This window comes from Sphingobium fuliginis, assembly GCF_015074805.1.
Classification (GTDB): domain Bacteria; phylum Pseudomonadota; class Alphaproteobacteria; order Sphingomonadales; family Sphingomonadaceae; genus Sphingobium; species Sphingobium fuliginis.
Genome location: NZ_CP060035.1, coordinates 2,664,170 through 2,676,988, shown reverse-complemented (window position 1 = coordinate 2,676,988; position 12,819 = coordinate 2,664,170). Strand labels below are relative to the sequence as shown.

The following is a 12,819-nucleotide window of genomic DNA, read 5'->3' as shown; positions in this document are numbered from 1 at the left end:
TCATCCTCGTGGAGGCGGGGGTCCATCTCCCATAAGAAGCGCCAGGCACAACGCTGGGGAGGTGGGTTCCCACCTGCGCGCGAACGACGGTGAAGGGATCACGCCGCATCCTTGACCCCCACGGCCTTGCGGAAGGCATCCACCAGCGGCGTCAGTTCCGCCGATCGCATCTTGAACGCGGCGCGATTGACGATCAGCCGCGCCGACACCTGCATGATGACGTTGGTTTCCACCAGCCCATTGGCCTTCAGCGTCGCGCCCGAGGACACAAGGTCCACGATCCGCCGCGACAGGCCCAGCGAAGGGGCCAGCTCCATCGCGCCGTTCAGCTTCACGCATTCCGCCTGAATGCCACGCGCCTCATAATATTTGCGCGTCAGGTGGGGATATTTGGTCGCCACGCGCACATGGCTCATCGCCGCTTCGTCCTCGTCGGCAAGACCTTCGGGTTCCGCCACCGACAGGCGGCAATGCCCCATGTCGAGGTCGACGGGCGCATAGATTTCCGAATAGTCGAACTCTTCCAGCACATCCGATCCGACGATGCCGATCTGCGCCGCGCCATGCGCGACGAAGGTCGCCACGTCGAAGGCGCGCACGCGGATGATCGACACGTCCGGCCGATTGGTGGCGAAGCGCAGTGCGCGGCTCTTCTTGTCATGGAATTCCGCCTCCGGCTCGATACCGGCTTTGGCAAGCAGGGGCAGCGCCTCATCGAGGATGCGGCCCTTGGGAATGGCGAAGGTGAGCGGACGAGTCATGACGCGCGGGCCTTACTGGGCGAGGCGGGAAAGGGCAAGGTGGCGCTGGTTCCGGCAAGTGCGGCACTTGCGTGCGCAGGAACGCGCCGGGCTATCTACGCCGCCTCGGCCAGCGCCGCTTCCGTCGCTGCGATCCAGCCGCCGCCCAGCACCCGGTCCCCGGCATAGAGCACCGCCGCCTGCCCGGGCGCGACGCCATATTCGGGCGCGTCGAAGACCAGCCGCTCGCCCTCCAGCCGGGCTGGGACGGGTTTGGCCATGGAGCGCACCTTGGCCGTCAAGGGCCCGGAAAAATCCCCGCCCAGCCAGTTGATGTCGCTCAGCCTCGCCGCCGAAACCGCGAGCGCCGCCTTCGGCCCGACGATCACCCGCCGCGCCTGCGCATCCAGCCGCACGACATAGAGCGGTTCGGCCTGGCCGCCGATCTCCAGCCCTTTGCGCTGGCCGACGGTATAGTGGATCATCCCCTTGTGCGTGCCCATCACGCGGCCGTCGATATGGACGATGTCGCCGCCCTCATCGGCATCCGGCCGCAGCTTGCGCACGATCTTCGCATAGTCGCCGTCGGGTACGAAGCAGATGTCCTGACTGTCGGGCTTCATCGCCACCGACAGGCCCAGTTCGGCCGCGATTTCCCGCACCTGCGGCTTGGGCAGGCCACCCAGCGGGAAGCGCAGATAGTCGAGCTGCGCCTGAGTCGTGGCGAACAGGAAATAGCTCTGGTCCCGCGCCGGATCGGCGGCGCGATGCAGTTCGGCGCCCTGTGCTCCCTCCACCCGACGCACATAATGGCCGGTGGCGAGACAGTCGGCGCCCAGATCGCGGGCTATTGCAAACAGATCGGTGAACTTCACCCCCATATTGCATTTCACGCAGGGGATGGGCGTGCGCCCGGCCATATATTCGTCGGCAAAATCAGCGATCACCGAATCCCGGAACCGGCTTTCATAATCAAAGACATAATGGGCGATGCCGATGCGATCCGCGACCGCCCGCGCGTCGCGTATGTCCTGCCCGGCGCAGCAGCTTCCCGTCCGCCCCACCGCCGCGCCATGATCGTAGAGCTGGAGCGTGACGCCGATGGTCTCCGCCCCCGTGCGCGCGGCGAGCGCTGCGACGACGCTGCTGTCCACGCCGCCGGACATGGCGACGACGATGCGCCGCGCATCGAACGGCTCGTTTAGCTGGAACTGGGGCTGCATGCGCGCGCATATAGTCGCCCGCCCTTCGGGGTGCCAGACGAATTCAACGTTTCGTCGCATTCCATACCCCATTTTGGGGGCAAATTTACCGGACCTTATCCTTTGCTCCGTAAACCGCTCTCCCATGGATCTGGGATTCCTCAGGACGGGCGGGCTCAAGGCCGGCTTCGTCAAGCCTTCGGGCCGGCGGCGCGTGCCGGTCTGGCCGTCCTTGCGGGCCGCTTCGGCGGCGGCGCAGGCGGCCAGCCCCACCGCGCAGGCGGTCGCAGGCGTCCTGCGGGGGCAGGAGATCGAGGGAGACTGGGTCCAGGAACTGGCCGATATTCTCGCGCCACGTTCCGGCGGCAAGATCGAGGCCGTGGGGCTCGCGGGCAGCTTTAACCCGTTGATCGCGAACCGTTTAAAGGTGGGGAAAGGATGATGAAGGGGGCGTTTACCGTGGCGCTTTAGGGCCTGTTCAGGGCTTGAAGCGCAAACAGGCAAGCACTGCTGAAATCGGCAACGCCAGTGCCGCTTATTGAGGGTGATAATGATCGAAAACCAGAAAATCAGACCTGCACAGGTCGTCGGGCCGCTGGGAGAACCCCTGACTCTGGAAAGCCTGCCGCCCGTCGATACGACTCGCTGGGTCGTGCGCCGCAAGGCTGAAGTCGTGGCGGCCGTGAACGGCGGCCTGCTGACCGTGGACGAAGCCTGCGCGCGCTATTCGCTGACGCTGGAGGAATTTGCGAGCTGGCAGCGCGCCGTCGACCGTTCGGGCATGCACGGCCTGCGCGTGACGCGCATCCAATATTACAAGTCCCTCTACGAACGGCAGCAGAAATACTGATCATCCGTTTCAGCAATGAAGGGTCGCACAGGAAGGCCGCCGGATATGTCATCCGGCGGCCTTCTTCTTTGTCAAGTGCGAAAGGGAACGTAACGCCGACTTCTCCGTTGAACAGATCAGCCCACCCGAAAGGGGCTATGGTCCAAGGAGAGTGAGAAATGGGCATCATCTTGTGGCTCGTTGTCGGCGGCATCATCGGCTGGCTTGCCAGCATGGTCATGCGGACCGACGCACAACAGGGCATCCTGCTGAACATCGTCGTCGGCATCGTCGGCGCGTTCATCGGCGGCCTGATCTTCAGCGGCGGTTCGATCAATGACGGCCTGACGCTTTACAGCTTCCTCGTGTCGCTGGTCGGCGCCATCATCCTGCTCGCGATCGTCAATCTGGTCCGTCGCGGTTCGGTCCGCTAAACAGCGCCGGAGACGATCAAAAGGGCCGTGCCCCGAAAGGGCGCGGCCCTTTTTTGCGTTCAGCCCCGCCCGGAGAAGAAGCGATAGAGCGCCAGCACGCCGATCGCCCCCAGCACCGCCGCGATGAAGCTCGCCTGCTCGCCGGGCGCATAGACGCCCAGCAGCCGCCCGACATAGCCCGCCAGCAGCGCGCCGGCGATGCCCAGCAATATGGTGACGACGCAGCCGCCCGGATCGCGCCCGGGCATGACCAGCCGCGCGATGGCGCCCGCGAACAGGCCGACCATGATCCATCCGAGCAATTCCATCGCCGCCCTCCAGCCGCCATACAGGGCATAGCGCCATAGTCGCGCCGCTTTGGCAAGGGCCCGCAGGCGCGGCGGAAGGGCTTTGCCGTCCTCCGCACCGCCGTGATAATGGGGGCTTGAGCCGGGTGATGTATTCATATAATACAGCAACCCGAACGGCGCCTATGGCCGAAAGATGGGTTCAGGATGAATTACGAAACTTCATTGGTCGGCGACGCTCCGGCAAATGTCCTTGGCGAGCAGGAGGAACGCTCCGTCTGGCGCCGTCGATTGACGATCGGCGCCGTGATCGCGATCATCCTGATCGCCGCCGCCACCTGGGTCAGCATGCACGGCAAAGGGGCGGAGGCGCCCGCCGGCGCCGTGCAGGCGCCGGTCGTGACGGTGATCAGCCCGGGCCGGTCGACCGTATCGAACACCGTCAGCGCCACCGGATCGCTCGCGGCGCGGGTGGAGATGCCGGTGGGCGTGGTCGGGGAAGGCGGCGCGGTGACGCGCGTGCTGGTCCAGCCGGGCGACTGGGTGCGCGCCGGCCAGGTGCTGGCGACGGTCGAACGCTCCGTCCAGACCGAGCAGATCCGCTCCCTCGCCGCGCAGGTGGAGGTCAACCGCGCCGACGCCAAGCTGGCGCAGGCGCAGCTCGACCGCGCCCGGGCGCTGGTGTCGCGCGGCTTCATCAGCCAGGCCGACATCGACCAGCGCACCGCCACCCGCGACGCCGCCAATGCCCGCGTCAGCGTCGCCGTCGCGCAGCTGGCCGAACAGCGCGCCCGCACCGGCCGCCTCGACATCCGCGCGCCCGCCGCGGGCCTGGTGCTGACCCGCGCGGTGGAACCTGGCCAGATCGTGAGTTCGGGCAGCGCCGTGCTGTTCCGCATGGCGAAGGGCGGGGAGATGGAGATGCTGGCCCAGGTCAGCGAGGGCGATCTGGCCGCGATCCGTCCGGGCAACAGCGCCACCGTGACCCCGGTCGGCGGCACGGCGCAATTTGCCGGGCGCGTCTGGCAGGTGTCGCCGGTGGTCGACAATCAGACCCGGCAGGGCATCGCCCGCATCGCCATCCCCTATAATCCGGCGATCCGTCCGGGCGGCTTCGCATCCGCCGCGATCGTCAGCGGCACCGGCTCCGCGCCAATGCTGCCGGAATCGGCGGTGCAGAGCGACGAGAAGGGCAATTTCGTCTATGTCGTCAACGGCCGGGACGAGGTGCAGCGGCGCGACGTCAAGATTGGTCAGGTGACCGATGCGGGCGTGTCGATCCTGAACGGCCTCAACGGCGACGAACGCATCGTCGCTTCGGCCGGGGCCTTCCTGACGCCGGGGCAGAAGGTGAAGCCGGAAGCCGGCAAGTCGAAATGAAGCGGCGGGATGCGTCTGACCGGCGCATCCACCGGCAGGCGAGGAAGCCGTCATGAGTTTTCGTAATATCTCCGCCTGGGCCATCCGCAACCCGGTGTCGCCGATCGTCCTGTTCGTCGCGCTGCTGCTGGCCGGTCTGGTCAGCTTCAGCCGGATGGACGTCAACCAGAATCCCGACGTCAGCTTCCCCATGGCCAGCGTCGTCGTGCGCCAGCCCGGCGCCGCGCCGACGGAGCTGGAGACGCAGGTGACGCAGCGCGTCGAGGCCGCCGTGCGCGGCATCAGCGGCGTGGACGAGATCACATCCTGGGTGTCGGAGGGCGAATCCAACACCAATGTGCAGTTCCAGATCGGCACGCCCGTCGACCGCGCCGTCAACGATGTGAAGAACGCCGTCGACCAGATCCGCAGCGACCTGCCCGAAGGGATATTGGAGCCGCAGGTCAGCCGGGTGGACATCGACGGCGGGCCTATCGCCTATTTCAGCGCCGAAGCGACCGACATGACGCTGGAGGAGCTGTCCTGGTATGTCGACAATACGGTGGCGAAGCGGCTGCTGGCCGTGCCGGGCATGGCGGCGGTCAAGCGCGGCGGCGGCGTGTCCCGCGAAATCCGCGTCATATTGGACCCGGCCAAGCTGCAGTCGCATGGCATCACGGCGTCCCAGGTCAACCAGCAGCTTCAGCAGGTGAACCTCAACGCGGCGGGCGGCCGCACCGAAATCGCGGGCGCCGAACAGGCGATCCGCGTGCTCGGCAACGCCCGCGACGCCTATGCCCTGGGCCAGACCCAGATCGCCATTTCCGGCGGCCGCACCGTCAAGCTGGCCGATCTGGCCGACGTGCGCGACATGTATGCCGAACAGCGTTCGCTGTCCCTGATGAACGGGCGGCAGGTGACCAGCTTCAGCATGGAAAAGGCCAAGGGATCGTCCGACGTCACCGTCTTCGACGAGGCGATGAAGGTGCTGGACCAGCTCCGGAAGGAAAATCCGAAGGTCCAGTACAAGCAGCTCTACACCAGCGTCGAATATACCAAGGGCCAGTATCACAGCGCCATGCAGGCGATGATCGAGGGCGCGGTGCTGGCCGTCGTCATCGTCTTCCTGTTCCTGCGCGACTGGCGCGCGACCATGATCTCCGCGCTCGCCATTCCGCTGTCCGCGATCCCGGCCTTCTGGTTCATGGACATGATGGGCTTCACGCTGAACGGCATCTCGCTGCTGGCGCTCAGTCTGGTGGCAGGCGTGCTGGTCGACGACGCCATTGTCGAGATCGAGAATATCGTGCGCCACATGCGCATGGGAAAAAGCGCCTATCAGGCCTCCATCGACGCCGCCGACGAAATCGGCCTCGCGGTGCTGGCGACCACCATGGCGATCGTCGCGGTGTTCCTGCCCGTCGCGCTGATGCCGGGCATTTCGGGACAGTTCTTCATTCAGTTCGGCATGACCGTGGTGGTCGCGGTGCTGCTCAGCCTGGCGGTCGCGCGCCTGATCACGCCGATGATCGCGGCCTATTTCCTGAAGGCGCATGGCCAGGAAAGCCATGGCGAGGGCTGGCTGATGGACGCCTATATGGCCGTGCTGCGCTGGTCGCTGGACGAGCGCAAGGCCGTCGCCCATCGCGCCCGGGGCGGCATGGCCCGCTTCACCGCCTGGATTCGCGACCACCGCATCTGGACGCTGGGCATGGGTTTCCTGGCCTTTGTCGCCACGATCTTCGCCTTCGGCACGCTGCCCATGTCGTTCCAGCCGACGATCGACACCGATTTCAGCCAGGTGAAGATCGAAACCGTGCCCGGCAGCACCCTGCAACAGACGACGGCGATCACGCGCAAGGTCGCGGACATGCTCGCCGCCGACAAGGATATGGTAGAGGCCGCCTTTGCCGACATCCAGACGACGGGCGCCGACATCTTCCTGACATTGAGGAAGGACCGGCCCATCTCCTCCGTCGAATGGGAACGCAAGGTCGCGCCCAAATTCCAGCAGGTGGCCGACGCCCGCGTCAATTTCCAGTCGCAGTCGGGCGGCGGCTTCGGCCGCGACATCATCATCATGTTCGGCAGCGACGATCCGGTGAAGCTGGAGGAAACCGCCAACAGGCTGGTGGCGGAAATGGCGGGCATCCATGAAATCCGTGCGCCGCGGGTGGCGGGCGACATGAACCGGCCGGAAATCGTCATCAAGCCGCGCTTCGACCTGGCCGCCAGCCTGGGCGTCACCACCGCCGCGCTCAGCCAGACGATCCGCGTCGCGACGATCGGCGACATCGACCAGAACAGCGCCAAATTCTCGTTGTCCGACCGGCAGATTCCGATCCGCGTGGCGGTCGCGGAAAACAGCCGGCGCGACCTCGCGACGATCCAGAACATGCCGGTGCCCACGGTCAGCGGCGGTTCCGTACCGCTGAAGGTCGTGGCCGACATAGAATTCGGCGCGGGCCCGACGCAGATCCGCCGCTACAACCAGATCCGCCGCATCGTCGTCGGCGCGGACCTGGCGCCGGGCATCGTGACCAGCCAGGCCATGGCCAAGATCGACGCCCTGCCGACCATGAAGGCCATCGCCGCCGGCAAGATACTGGGCGTGCAGAAGCTGAATACCGGCGACAGCAAGTGGCAGGCGGAGATGATCCAGAATTTCGTCATCGCCGTCATTTCCGGCATCATGCTGGTGCTGGCGGTGCTGACGCTGCTCTACAAGCGGCTGATGCCTCCGTTCGTCAACCTGGGGTCGCTGCTGCTGGCGCCGCTGGGCGGGGCGGTGGCGCTGCACCTGACCGGCAATCCGGTGTCCATGCCCGTGCTGATCGGCCTGCTGATGCTGCTGGGCATCGTCGCCAAGAACTCGATCCTCGTCATCGACTTCGCGCTGGAGGAAATGGGCAAGGGCGTGCCGAAGCTGGAGGCGATCATCGACGCCGGGCACAAGCGCGCCCAGCCCATCGTCATGACCACCGTGGCGATGGTGGCGGGGATGGTGCCCACGGCCCTGTCGCTGGGCGGCGACGGCGCATGGCGCGCGCCCATGGGCATCACCGTGATCGGTGGGCTCATCCTCTCGACCGTGCTGACGCTGGTGATCGTGCCCGCGACATTCAGCCTGGCGCTGGGGATCGAGGAATGGGTCGGCCCGCGCCTGGGCCGCCGCCTGTTGACCTACAAGCCCGGCGACAACCGCGCTGCGACGGCGCAACCGGCGGAATAGGGTGGTTTCTGCCTTTCAGCTTTTCTCACAATATGCCGTACTCCCGCGAAGGCAGGGGCACGGTTCACCTGAACCGAACGCGAACGCCCGCCATCCGCCCCACCGTGCCAAAGCCGGACGGCGGATCGGCGGTCGGGCTTGCCCGCTCCCGCTCCGCGGGCTTATAGGCCGCGCCATGACCAGCGAACCCTTCCGTTCGCAGCTCGCCGCGCTGGAAAAGCGCGGCCGCCTGCGCAGCCTGACGCCTCGCGCGGGGCGCGACTTCGCTTCCAACGACTATCTCGGCTTGGCGGGCGATCCGATCATCGGTCAGGCCGTGGCCGATGCGGTGGCGCGCGGGGTGCCGGTGGGGTCCGGCGGATCGCGCCTGCTGCGCGGCAACGCGCCCGAACATGAAGGGCTGGAGGCGAAGGCCGCCGCTTTCTTCCGCACCCAGGGGGCGCTGTTCATGGCCAACGGCTTTGCCGCCAATCTGGCGCTGTTCTCCACCCTGCCGCAGCGCGGCGACCTGATCGTCGCGGACGAGCTGATCCACGCCAGCGTCCATGACGGCATCCGCATGTCGAAGGCCGCGGCCGTCTTCGCCCGCCACAATGATGTGCAAAGCTTTGCCGACCTGATCGCCGCCTGGCGGCAGGAGGGCGGCAAGGGGCGGGTGTGGATCGCGGTCGAAACGCTCTATTCGATGGACGGCGACATGGCGCCGCTCGGCGACCTCGCGACGCTGGCGGCCAGGCATGACGCCATGCTGATCCTGGACGAGGCCCATGGCACCGGCGTCTTCGGCCCTTCCGGACGGGGCCTGTCGGCAGGGCTGGACGGGCTGCACAATGTCGTGACGCTGCACACCTGCGGCAAGGCGATGGGCGTGGAGGGCGCGCTGATCTGCGGGCCGCGCATTCTGATCGATTACCTCATCAACCGGGCGCGCGCCTTCATCTTCTCGACCGCGCCGTCGCCGCTGATGGCGGTGGCGGTCTCCGCCGCGCTGGACCGGATCGAGCAGGCGGGCGACCTGCGCGAGCGGCTGAAGACGCTGATGGTCGATGCGGGCGAGAATATCTGCGCGCCGCTCGGCCTGCCAAGCCCGCGCAGCCAGATCGTGCCGGTGATATTGGGCGAGGACCGCCGCGCCATGGCCACCGCCGCCGCCTTGCAGGAGGCCGGCTTCGACGTGCGCGGCATCCGTCCGCCGACGGTGCCGCCGGGCACCAGCCGGCTGCGCATCTCGCTGACGCTGAACGTGGGGCGCGCCGACATCGCCGCCCTGGGGGACATTTTGCGGCGGGTGGCGACGTGAGCGGCTTCATCGTCACGGGCACCGATACGGACATCGGCAAGACGGTCTTTGCCGCCGGCCTGGCGGGTGCCCTTGGCGCCCATTATTGGAAGCCGGTGCAGGCGGGCGTCGATCCGGAGGGCGACAGGGAGCGGGTCGCCGCGCTGTCGGGCCTGCCTCCGGCGCATATCCTGCCCGAAGCCTATCGCCTCACCACGCCCGCCTCCCCCCATCTGGCGGCGCGAATCGACAGGGTGGAGATCGCGCTTGACCGGCTTGCCCTGCCGAAGGTGGACGGCCCGCTGGTGGTCGAGGGCGCCGGCGGCCTGATGGTGCCGGTCAGCGACAGGATGCTGATGATCGACCTGTTCGCGCATTGGGGCCTGCCCGCGATCCTTTGCGCGCGGACGGGGCTTGGCACCATCAACCACAGCCTGCTCAGCCTGGAGGCCCTGCGGGCGCGGGCCATCCCCATCGCCGGCATCGTCTTCATCGGCGAACCGCATGAGGAAAATGAACGGATCGTTCCGCTGCTGGGCAAGGTTCCCAGCCTTGGCCGCCTGCCCTGTCTCGATCCGCTGGATGCGGGGCAGTTGCGGACGGCTTTCGCAGCATCGATCCGTCTGCCCGGCTAAAGACCGGTGAGGCAAAGCGGAAAGCGTCCAAGTTTTTCGACAAACGACATGGACATCCTCGCTTCGAAGCGCTCAATTCCCTGCATCGCATAAAGCAAGGGAAAGCTTTGATGAAATATCTCCTCCTCGGCGCGGCGGCAGTTGCGCTGGCCGCAGGCGCGTCCGTGGCCCAGACCGGTCAGACGACCGACCCCGCCGCAAAGCCCACCTATGGCAGCTACGGCTTCGACAGCGCCGGCATGGACAGGTCGGTGAAGCCCGGCGACGATTTCTACGACTACGCCAACGGTAGCTGGGCGAAGAACACGCCCATCCCCGCCGACAAGTCCAATTACGGCGCTTTCAACACGCTGGACGACCTGTCCCGCGAACGGACCAAGGCCATTCTCGACGCCGCGCAGGGCGATCCGAACAGCAAGATCGGCAATGCCTATGCCAGCTATCTCGACGCCGCGACGGTGGAGAAGAAGGGCCTGACCCCCGTCAAGCCGTGGCTCGCGAAGATCGGGGCGGTGAAGGACAAGGCGTCCTATGCCCGCCTCGCCGCCGAAGCCGCCCGCGCCGGCATCGACGGCCCCTTCGGCTTCTACGTCAATCAGGACGACAAGGACCCGGAAACCTACATCCTCGTCCTGCACCAGTCGGGCCTGGGCCTGCCCGACCGCGACTTCTACCTGGAACCCGACGCCAAGATGGCGGCGATCCGCACCGCCTATGTCGCGCATCTGGAAAAGATGCTGACCCTCGCGGGAGAGAGTGATGCCAAGGCCCGCGCCGCCGCGCTGATGGCGTTCGAAACGGAAGTGGCCAAGGTCCACTGGACCCAGGTCGACAGCCGCGACGCCGACAAGACCTATAACAAGATGACGCTGGCCGATCTGCAAAAGGCCGCGCCGGGCTTCGACTTCGCCGCCTTTTTCGCCGCCAACAAGCTCGCGCCCAAGGATCTGCTGGTGTCGCAGCCCAGCGCCGTGGCCGGGGAAGCCGCGCTGATCGCCAGGGCGCCGGTCGGCGTGCTCAAGGACGCGCTGCTGCTGCGCACGCTGCACGGCTTTGCCGACCAGTTGCCGGACGCGGTCGCCAATGAGAATTTCGCCTTCTACGGCACCACCCTCTCAGGCACGCCGGAGCGCGAGGCGCGCTGGAAGCGGGCGGTGGACTTCCTCAAATCCTCCATGGGAGAGGAAGTGGGCAAGGTCTATGTCGCCAAATATTTTCCGCCCGAAACCAAGGCGGCGATGGACCAGCTCGTCAGGAATGTGATCGCCGCCATGGGCCGCCGCATCGACGGTCTCACCTGGATGAGCGACGCCGCCAAGGCCCGCGCCCACAAGAAGCTGGCCGCCTTCACGCCCAAGATCGGCTATCCGGACAAATGGCGCGACTATAGCGGCCTGACGATGCAGCGCGGCGACCTGTTCGGCAATGCGCTGCGGTCGAACCAGTATGAGTTCGACTATCAGATGGGCAAGCTCGGCAAGCCCATCTACCGCTGGGAATGGGGCATGACCCCGATGGAGATCAACGCCTACGCCAATTTCGGCATGGTGGAGATCGTCTTCCCCGCCGCCATCCTGCAACCGCCCTTCTTCGATCCCCATGCCGATCCGGCGGTCAATTATGGCGGCATCGGCGCGGTGATCGGCCATGAGCTCAGCCATCATTTCGACGATCAGGGCGCGAAATATGATGAGACCGGCAAGCTCAACCAGTGGTGGAGCGATCAGGACGTCGCCAATTTCAAGGCGCTGACCGACAGGCTGGTCAAGCAATATGACGCCTATGAACCCTTCCCGGGCGCGCATGTGAAGGGCGCCTTCACGCTGGGGGAGAATATCGGCGACCTGGCCGGAGTCGCGGTGGCGCTGGACGCCTATCATGCGTCGCTGGGCGGCAAGCCCGCGCCGGTCATCGACGGCACCACCGGCGACGAGCGCTTCTTCCTGGGCTGGGCGCAGGTGTGGCGGCGCAATTATCGCGAACCCAATCTGCGCCAGCGGCTCGTCACCGATCCGCATTCGCCATCGCAATATCGTACCGACACCGTACGCAACTTCGATCAGTGGTATGCGGCTTTCAAGCCTGATGCGGGCGGCAAGATCTATCTTGCACCGCAAGATCGCGTGAAGATCTGGTAAGGATATGGAGCGGGGGCCAGAAGTGATTCCGGCCCCATTTTCGTTCTTGTTACGTAATGATTTCATCGAACGATGAATCGTGAGTTACAGGCGATTAACTGCGTTTTCTTTGTTGACCGTCTCTTAAATGCAACATTTTGTCGGATCGCCCTTTAATCGGTTCAACCTCTTCCTCAGCTTGGCGTTCAAAGTCTGTGCAAGTTTGAGGAGAAGCATTTTGACGGGTCTGAAATCAATCATTCTGAAAAGCGGCATGGCTTCGATCGCGCTGGCGGTCGCAGGCCCGGCGCTGGCGCAGGGCGCTGCCGCTCCCGCCGCCCCGGCTGCTCCAGCGGCGGCGGGCGCGAGCACGTTCAGCGATGCGGAGATCAAGCAGTTCGCCGCCGCTGCGGTCGAGGTGACGAAGATCCAGCAGGATACGTCCATCGCGGAAGCCGACAAGCAGCCCAAGATGCTGGCCGCGCTTCAGGCGTCCGGCATCCCGCCGGAAAAGTTCAACCAGATCGGCCAGGCGGCTGCGGCTGACCCCGCGCTCCAGCAGAAGATCCAGGCGGCGGCTCCGTCCGCGCCCGCCGCTCCGGCGGCGCCTGCGGCCGGTGCGGCTCCGGCTTCGCCGGCCGCGCCGCCCGCCCAGTAAGCGCGGCGTTGGAAGCATCATTGCATTGGGAGAGGTCATCGGCCTAA

At 66.1% G+C, this 12,819-nt stretch carries 12 protein-coding genes; 9 read left to right on the top strand and 3 right to left on the bottom strand.

What is annotated here, in order from left to right; all coding sequences use genetic code 11:
- Nucleotides 1–98: 98 nt before the first annotated feature.
- Together hisG and mnmA are read right to left on the bottom strand one after the other, a co-directional pair.
- On the bottom strand, nt 99–761 hold the full coding sequence (hisG, locus tag H5V43_RS12950; RefSeq protein WP_025549747.1) for an ATP phosphoribosyltransferase: 663 nt from the start codon (nt 759–761) through the stop codon (nt 99–101).
- A 95-nt stretch (nt 762–856) separates the two neighbouring features.
- A complete protein-coding gene (gene mnmA / locus H5V43_RS12945) occupies nt 857–1,963 on the bottom strand; it encodes a tRNA 2-thiouridine(34) synthase MnmA (RefSeq protein WP_025549748.1) in 1,107 nt (368 codons plus the stop codon).
- Nucleotides 1,964–2,087: 124 nt separating this feature from the next.
- Here mnmA and H5V43_RS12940 point away from each other — a divergent pair, with 124 nt between their 5' ends.
- The 3 genes from H5V43_RS12940 (at nt 2,088) to H5V43_RS12930 (ending at nt 3,205) form a co-directional block, all read left to right on the top strand.
- Nucleotides 2,088–2,384 carry a hypothetical protein gene (locus H5V43_RS12940; RefSeq protein ID WP_025549749.1) on the top strand — a complete coding sequence of 99 codons (297 nt, stop codon included), beginning with the start codon at nt 2,088–2,090 and terminating at the stop codon, nt 2,382–2,384.
- 108 nt (nt 2,385–2,492) lie between these two features.
- On the top strand, nt 2,493–2,792 hold the full coding sequence (gene sciP / locus H5V43_RS12935) for a CtrA inhibitor SciP (RefSeq protein ID WP_007687284.1): 300 nt from the start codon (nt 2,493–2,495) through the stop codon (nt 2,790–2,792).
- Between the two features lie 158 nt (nt 2,793–2,950).
- On the top strand, nt 2,951–3,205 hold the full coding sequence (locus H5V43_RS12930) for a GlsB/YeaQ/YmgE family stress response membrane protein (RefSeq protein ID WP_025549750.1): 255 nt from the start codon (nt 2,951–2,953) through the stop codon (nt 3,203–3,205).
- Nucleotides 3,206–3,264: 59 nt separating this feature from the next.
- Here H5V43_RS12930 and H5V43_RS12925 read toward each other — a convergent pair whose 3' ends face one another.
- Nucleotides 3,265–3,513, bottom strand: coding sequence for a GlsB/YeaQ/YmgE family stress response membrane protein (locus H5V43_RS12925; RefSeq protein ID WP_025549751.1), 249 nt, complete (start codon nt 3,511–3,513; stop codon nt 3,265–3,267).
- Nucleotides 3,514–3,699: 186 nt separating this feature from the next.
- Here H5V43_RS12925 and H5V43_RS12920 point away from each other — a divergent pair, with 186 nt between their 5' ends.
- From H5V43_RS12920 to H5V43_RS12895, 6 genes are all read left to right on the top strand, one after another.
- Nucleotides 3,700–4,872, top strand: coding sequence for an efflux RND transporter periplasmic adaptor subunit (locus H5V43_RS12920; RefSeq protein ID WP_025549752.1), 1,173 nt, complete (start codon nt 3,700–3,702; stop codon nt 4,870–4,872).
- Between the two features lie 52 nt (nt 4,873–4,924).
- Nucleotides 4,925–8,083, top strand: coding sequence for an efflux RND transporter permease subunit (locus H5V43_RS12915; protein WP_025549753.1), 3,159 nt, complete (start codon nt 4,925–4,927; stop codon nt 8,081–8,083).
- A gap of 175 nt (nt 8,084–8,258) precedes the next feature.
- The gene (locus H5V43_RS12910; RefSeq protein ID WP_025549754.1) at nt 8,259–9,383 is read left to right on the top strand and encodes an 8-amino-7-oxononanoate synthase; all 1,125 of its coding nucleotides are present in this window, start codon (nt 8,259–8,261) and stop codon (nt 9,381–9,383) included.
- A complete protein-coding gene (bioD, locus tag H5V43_RS12905; RefSeq protein WP_025549755.1) occupies nt 9,380–9,997 on the top strand; it encodes a dethiobiotin synthase in 618 nt (205 codons plus the stop codon). The genes H5V43_RS12910 and bioD overlap by 4 nt, the downstream gene beginning before the upstream one ends.
- Nucleotides 9,998–10,107: 110 nt before the next feature.
- Nucleotides 10,108–12,135, top strand: a complete 2,028-nt coding sequence (locus tag H5V43_RS12900) for a M13 family metallopeptidase (protein WP_193666675.1) — start codon at nt 10,108–10,110, stop codon at nt 12,133–12,135.
- A 253-nt stretch (nt 12,136–12,388) separates the two neighbouring features.
- Nucleotides 12,389–12,772: a hypothetical protein gene (locus H5V43_RS12895; protein WP_373278244.1), complete on the top strand. Its 384-nt coding sequence runs from the start codon at nt 12,389–12,391 to the stop codon at nt 12,770–12,772.
- Nucleotides 12,773–12,819 lie beyond the last annotated feature (47 nt).

Excerpts from the sequence above, each read along its gene's own strand:
- hisG (WP_025549747.1), bottom strand. The coding sequence starts at position 761 with ATGACTCGTCCGCTCACCTTCGCCATTCCCAAGGGCCGCATCCTCGAT.
- mnmA (WP_025549748.1), bottom strand. The coding sequence starts at position 1,963 with ATGCAGCCCCAGTTCCAGCTAAACGAGCCGTTCGATGCGCGGCGCATC.
- H5V43_RS12940 (WP_025549749.1), top strand. The coding sequence starts at position 2,088 with ATGGATCTGGGATTCCTCAGGACGGGCGGGCTCAAGGCCGGCTTCGTC.
- sciP (WP_007687284.1), top strand. The coding sequence starts at position 2,493 with ATGATCGAAAACCAGAAAATCAGACCTGCACAGGTCGTCGGGCCGCTG.
- H5V43_RS12930 (WP_025549750.1), top strand. The coding sequence starts at position 2,951 with ATGGGCATCATCTTGTGGCTCGTTGTCGGCGGCATCATCGGCTGGCTT.
- H5V43_RS12925 (WP_025549751.1), bottom strand. The coding sequence starts at position 3,513 with ATGGAATTGCTCGGATGGATCATGGTCGGCCTGTTCGCGGGCGCCATC.
- H5V43_RS12920 (WP_025549752.1), top strand. The coding sequence starts at position 3,700 with ATGAATTACGAAACTTCATTGGTCGGCGACGCTCCGGCAAATGTCCTT.
- H5V43_RS12915 (WP_025549753.1), top strand. The coding sequence starts at position 4,925 with ATGAGTTTTCGTAATATCTCCGCCTGGGCCATCCGCAACCCGGTGTCG.
- H5V43_RS12910 (WP_025549754.1), top strand. The coding sequence starts at position 8,259 with ATGACCAGCGAACCCTTCCGTTCGCAGCTCGCCGCGCTGGAAAAGCGC.
- H5V43_RS12900 (WP_193666675.1), top strand. The coding sequence starts at position 10,108 with ATGAAATATCTCCTCCTCGGCGCGGCGGCAGTTGCGCTGGCCGCAGGC.
- H5V43_RS12895 (WP_373278244.1), top strand. The coding sequence starts at position 12,389 with ATGGCTTCGATCGCGCTGGCGGTCGCAGGCCCGGCGCTGGCGCAGGGC.